The 6257-nt window shown below is 36.6% G+C and carries 4 protein-coding genes; 2 read left to right on the top strand and 2 right to left on the bottom strand.

Annotated elements, in window-relative coordinates:
- Both ispG and ctpC read left to right on the top strand, forming a co-directional pair.
- Nucleotides 1-1020, top strand: a 1020-nt coding sequence (ispG, locus tag QNJ50_RS28210) for a (E)-4-hydroxy-3-methylbut-2-enyl-diphosphate synthase (RefSeq protein WP_300642441.1), incomplete at its 5' end; no start/stop codon positions are given.
- Nucleotides 1021-1255: 235 nt separating this feature from the next.
- Nucleotides 1256-2542 carry a carboxyl-terminal processing protease CtpC gene (gene ctpC / locus QNJ50_RS28205; protein WP_300642438.1) on the top strand — a complete coding sequence of 429 codons (1287 nt, stop codon included), beginning with the start codon at nucleotides 1256-1258 and terminating at the stop codon, nucleotides 2540-2542.
- A gap of 1070 nt (nucleotides 2543-3612) precedes the next feature.
- On the opposite strand, the gene aroC is transcribed toward ctpC, so the two are convergent.
- Complete coding sequence (aroC, locus tag QNJ50_RS28195; protein WP_300642433.1) at nucleotides 3613-4701, bottom strand: chorismate synthase; 1089 nt, start codon at nucleotides 4699-4701, stop codon at nucleotides 3613-3615.
- 333 nt (nucleotides 4702-5034) lie between these two features.
- Nucleotides 5035-5925, bottom strand: a complete 891-nt coding sequence (locus QNJ50_RS28190) for an NAD-dependent epimerase/dehydratase family protein (protein ID WP_300642430.1) — start codon at nucleotides 5923-5925, stop codon at nucleotides 5035-5037.
- Nucleotides 5926-6257 lie beyond the last annotated feature (332 nt).

Here is a 6257-nt window from a genome sequence, read left to right as displayed (position 1 = left end):
ATTGGCTGTGAGATTGTCCGCGTTACTGTACCTAGCATTGCTCATGCTAAAGCTTTAGCGGAAATTAAACAAAAATTAATTAAAACTTATAGGGATGTCCCCCTTGTGGCTGACATACACCACAACGGGATGAAAATTGCTTTAGAAGTTGCCAAACATATAGAGAAAGTACGGATTAATCCAGGTTTATATGTGTTTGAAAAACCAGACGCAAATAGAACTGAATACACTTCCGCAGAATTTGATGAAATTGGTGAAAAAATTCGTGAGACCCTTGAACCTCTTGTTATTTCTCTCAGGGATCAAGGGAAAGCAATGCGAATAGGAGTCAATCATGGGTCTTTGGCTGAAAGAATGCTATTTACCTATGGCGATACTCCTGAAGGAATGGTGGAATCAGCTTTGGAATTTATTCGCATTTGCGAATCACTTGATTTCCGCAATATAGTAATTTCCATGAAAGCTTCTCGAGTGCCTGTTATGTTAGCGGCATATCGCCTAATGGCAAAGCGAATGGATGATTTGGGAATGGATTATCCCCTGCATCTTGGTGTAACCGAAGCAGGCGATGGTGAATATGGCAGGATCAAATCAACCGCAGGAATTGCTACACTTTTAGCTGAGGGTATTGGTGATACCATTCGTGTTTCTCTCACAGAGGCACCAGAAAAAGAAATTCCCGTTTGCTACAGTATTTTGCAAGCTTTAGGGATGCGGAAAACAATGGTTGAATATGTGGCTTGTCCTTCATGCGGACGGACATTATTCAATCTAGAAGAAGTTCTGCACAAAGTCCGAGAAGCAACCAAACACTTAACTGGTTTAGATATTGCAGTTATGGGCTGTATTGTAAATGGACCAGGAGAAATGGCTGATGCTGATTATGGTTATGTCGGTAAAAATCCTGGCTATATTTCTTTATATCGTGGCCGAGAAGAAATCAAAAAAGTTCCAGAAGATCGGGGCGTTAAGGAGTTAATTAACTTGATTAAAGCTGACGGACGTTGGGTAGACCCCTAGACTTGATTTCAATATTACTAAGCCCGTTTTCTGACTACTTATAGATGGAAATCGGGCGAATTGTATATGCAGTATTAAAGGTAATTCGGACTTGGTTGATACATAGACGGTCGCCAAAGTAGCCGGATTCTTTGATATTTTTTTGAAATAACAAATTATGCTGGGTCTTTACAGTGTTACCCTATGTTAGATTTAGCATACTGAGATCAAATATTCCTCTGGCACAGCTGTCATTATGATCAATACAAAAAACGGACTTGTTTTAGGTGCTACTGCACTAATGGTGTCCACTGTAGCTGTTTTTAGTATCGGAATGCACTCACAAGGACAAGCTTTATTCAAGGAAAGTCCGAAGGAACTAGTAGATGAAGTTTGGCAAATTGTATACCGACAATACGTAGACGGAACTTTTAATAAAGTAGATTGGCAATCAGTTCGAAAAGAGTATTTAAATAAGTCTTACAATAATCAACAAGAAGCTTATAAATCCATCCGAGAGATGTTAGAAAAGCTCAAGGATCCTTACACTCGCTTCATGGACCCTCAAGAATTTAAAAATATGCAGGTTGATACCTCTGGTGAACTTACAGGGGTAGGTATTCAAATTACTCAAGAAGAAAAAACTAAACAGTTAGTTGTCGTTTCACCAATTGAAGGTACTCCCGCATCAAATGCTGGAATTATGTCCAAGGACTTAATTGTCAAAATTGATGGTAAGAGTACCAAAGGAATAGATACTAACCAAGCAGTATCTTTAATTCGTGGTGAGCCTGGAACTAGCGTTACATTAACAATCAAACGTAACGGTAATCTCAAGGATTTTAGAATCAAACGGGCGAAAATAGAAATACATCCTGTTAAGTTTAGTCAAAATCAGAGTCCTGCAGGCAATATAGGATATATCAGATTAAACCAATTTAGTGCCAACGCAGCTAAAGAAATGCGTGATGCGATCAAAGACTTAGAAACTAAAAAGGTCGCTGGTTATATCATGGACTTGCGCTCCAACCCTGGTGGTTTACTTTATGCTAGTACCGATATTGCTTCTATGTGGATTGATAAGGGTACTATTGTGTCTACAGTTGCTCGTAGCGGTCCGAGGAAAAAAGAAGTCGCAAGCCCTGGCATACTAACCAAAAAGCCTTTAGTAATTTTAGTTGATGGTGGTAGTGCTAGTGCCAGTGAAATTCTTTCTGGGGCTTTGCAAGACAATGGAAGAGCAACTTTAGTAGGAACCAAAACTTTTGGTAAAGGATTAGTACAGTCAGTTCGTCCTTTAGATGATGGCTCCGGTTTAGCGGTTACCATTGCCAAATATCTTACTCCCAGTGGAAGAGATATTAACAAAAAAGGTATTGAACCTGATATTGAAGTCAAATTAAGTGATAGCAAACGTCAAGAGTTAAGTAAAGAGCGTAATAAAATTGGTACTAAAGCAGATCCACAGTATGTTAAAGCCCTAGATATATTAACGAAAAAAATAACAAATAAACCAATTACTAATACAAGTGCACAAAAATAAATGACTAATTCATTTATTCATCAATTAGTTAATTGTTTATTGATATTCAAAAATTACTTAGTTCGTGGGCAGAAATTTGAGAGATTTTCACTGTTCTAATAACTGCTAATAATTTTTGGTTTTGCAAGCAATACAAATTCACAGCTAGTGATTATTACACATAATTGACAACCATTAAAAATTTCCGGCTTTAACTTTAGTTTTATATAGCAGCAAACATATTGGTTAGGACATAATGTTTTGCTTCAAATGGGACAGGAAAAAGCCCAGAATATGAGGGCTTTTTCAGATTTTTGCATCTTATTTATTAAGAGGATGTTTGAAAAGTTATATTATTTACCTAAGATACCTTGGATACCCCTAAATTCCCCGGTATATTGGGGGAATTTTGCCCCCTTTTTAAGGCTTTTTAAGGGGATTGGGGGATCTCAATAATGATATTGGGTAATAAGCTATACTTCCCAAGCATTATCTAACTACTCAGCAGCTTTAAACACTATTACAATGCCAAAAATGCGGTACAGAAGATGTCCTAACCACAAAATATAGTGCTCTGAGTAAGCTCATAAGTCGGATAAAAACCCTATCACTTTTTTATTAAGGAATGTGGATTAAATAAAGTACAAAAGTAGGGTGCTGTTAGCATCGCGTAACGCACCATTCCAAATTTCAGAATTACAGGTTATTAAATTCTCATTCCTAAAGATAAAACATAGGGCTTATGCAAAATTAACGTAATGACGTCTTACTTGTGACTAACAGCACGCTTCATACAATAAACTAAGTAGGTTTACATTTACCTGTTCTTATTAACCCTACCCTACGTACAATAGCTTCCTCTCGGGAAATAAAAGGTCCCCATTGTTTGCTTATTCCACTTTCATTTTCCTGTAGCGTGTCATTACTAGGAACTATTTTGCAATTTCCAGAAGAGTTTTTAACTATATACCAGGATGATGTGTTTTTAATCATTATAGATTTGTCCAAAATTTGTATAGAATTTTGCTTACAAATTGGATGATTGAATTTTTTGGTTATTTGATGTTTTAGATTATTATGATTTTTTTGAACTATAAAACTTTACATTGACCATAATGTCTTAAGAGATGGTCGCACAATACTAAAGCTACCATTGACTCCACCATTGGTACAGCACGAGGTAACACGCAGGGATCATGTCTTCCTTTAGCTGCTAGTAGAGTTTCTTCACCTTCCTTAGTGACTGTTTTTTGCTCTTTGCGAATCGTAGCTGTTGGTTTAAATGCTGCGCGCAAAATAATATTTTCACCATTAGAAATCCCACCTTGAATTCCCCCAGAACGGTTAGTTACAGTGCGGATATTTCCACTTTCATCAATGTAAAATTCATCATTATGTTCAATACCAGTAAGTAAAGTACCTGCAAAACCAGACCCAATCTCAAAACCTTTACTTGCTGGTAAAGACATTACACCCTTAGCAATATCAGCTTCCAATTTATCAAATACTGGTTCGCCTAAACCTTTGGGTACATTCCGAGCTACACACTCTACAACACCACCAAGAGAATTACCATCTCTTCCAGTTTTTTCAATTAATTCAATCATCCGTTCGGCACATTCTGGATCGGGACAACGGACAATATTACTTTCTACTTGCTCCAGAGTAACGCTATTGGAGTCAACAACTCCTTCTAAATCTTTGATGCGTTTGACGTAACCAATAACTTCGATGTTTGCTACTTGACGGAGAATTTTTTTAGCGATCGCACCTGCTGCGACTCTACCAATTGTCTCTCGTGCGGAGGATCTACCACCACCTTGCCAATTTCTAAGCCCATATTTGGCATCATAGGTTGCATCTGCATGGGAAGGACGATACTTTTGCGCCATCTCACTGTAATCTTGGGGACGAGTATCTTTATTACGTACCAGAATAGAGATTGGCGTACCTAAAGTTTTACCTTGAAATACTCCTGATAAAATCTCACAAGTATCTGATTCTTTACGCGGTGTGGTGATCTTACTCTGTCCGGGACGTCGGCGGTCTAATTCTACCTGAATTTCTTCTGCTGAAATTTCTAGTTGTGGCGGACAACCATCAACTGTCACTCCTACTCCACCACCGTGAGACTCACCAAAAGTAGTGACACGAAATAGATGCCCAAAAGTATTACCCATGATTGATATTGAGGGAAAAGTCTAAGCTTGTGTGTTTTATGTTTCAACTTATGTATTTTAACTGATGTCTTGTTCTGATAATTAAGACACGAAATTAAATGATTGGGACTTACATAAGATTTATGATCTTACTAAGAACATGTAGGAGAAGCAAAAATCTTTAGTTTTTTACTATCTCTCCTAGATTTTATTAGTCGTAATATTTCAGAACTTATACGCTTAAGTCGATAAAAGATTGTTAACCAAAGTTACAGATAATTATCAATTTATCTCGAATATTTCGTTTGCAAGCCACGAAATATTCTTGATTATTCTCCAAAAAATTGATCTAATTTAATCTAAAACTGAAAATCGATTATGAATAAACCTGTAACCTGTTGATTTCAACTTTTGATTTGAGACGCGAACATTGGGAAGGTTTGTATGAATCGAGGAATCCCATTCAACATTGGCAAAACCTTGAGATTTACATAATTGTTGGAAACATTCACCACTTTCGATTGGTAAATCATTTACTAAGTTATAGATTCCTTGCAATTTATTTTGAAGAATAAATCCTGTAACTGATTTAATATCATCGATATGAGTCCAATTGAGAAATTCTTTACCTGTTCCAGAAATAGTTTGACCACAAAGACTCGAATAATTCTCCAGTTGCCGTTCTAGGACATAATTTTGCCCATGATTTGACCCATATATTTTTCCCAAACGCAGTGCAGAAACTTTTAAATAGCTGTTAGATACCTGTAATAAGGCATTTTCTATTTGGAAAATTATTTCAATATGTTTTTTAATGGGTGCGATCGCATGATCTTCATTTACCCATGCACCATTAGTGTTGCCATAGACGTCACAACTGCTGAGAAATATTAAATGCTTCACAGTTGATTTCTGGTTGAACTTCAAAGCTTTAATTAAATTTTTGGTTATGTGTAGGTAAGTTTCTTCATTACCAAAATCGCGATCGCTAGAAGTGTAAAGTCGTCTTTCGTTATTAATCCCAGGAAAACTCAAAACTATAGCATCTTGATTATTTAAAACTGAGAAAAGTGAAGGTTCATCTCCGTTTACTATTACTGCTTCTTGTTGCCATGATGGGATTTTTATTTGTGGAACTTCTTCCTTACTTAGTGCGATCGCTTTGACTTTACAACTAAATGCATAACTCAAATGTCGAGCAATTTCACTACCAACGTAACCGCAACCGATAATGGCAACATTCATAATTATTAGTTAAGAATATTCTGTAAATCTAAATCTTGAAGTGAAATCAACACTCCAACTAAATTATTTACAGGATTTATTCTCAATTAGCAGGTAAAGGCGATTGCAATTACAAAGATAAATTAATTTATTTTTCTGTTACATCTGATTGGACTGTACATAACAGAAATCCTGCGTATGTTGTAACCCAAAAACCTCACGGGGTGCTTGTCACCCCGAAAGCTCGACCGAAGAAGGGTTGGGAGTTTTGAATTAGCAGATAAAATTAACAAAAAAATTAATAATGATAATCATTCTATTAAGGAGAGGATTGGCGATCGCTTAACAATAGG

Source organism: Mastigocoleus sp. MO_188.B34, assembly GCF_030065675.1.
Lineage (GTDB): Bacteria > Cyanobacteriota > Cyanobacteriia > Cyanobacteriales > Nostocaceae > Mastigocoleus.
The sequence above is the reverse complement of the archived record's forward strand: the minus strand, read 5'-3'. Positions and strand labels throughout refer to the sequence as shown.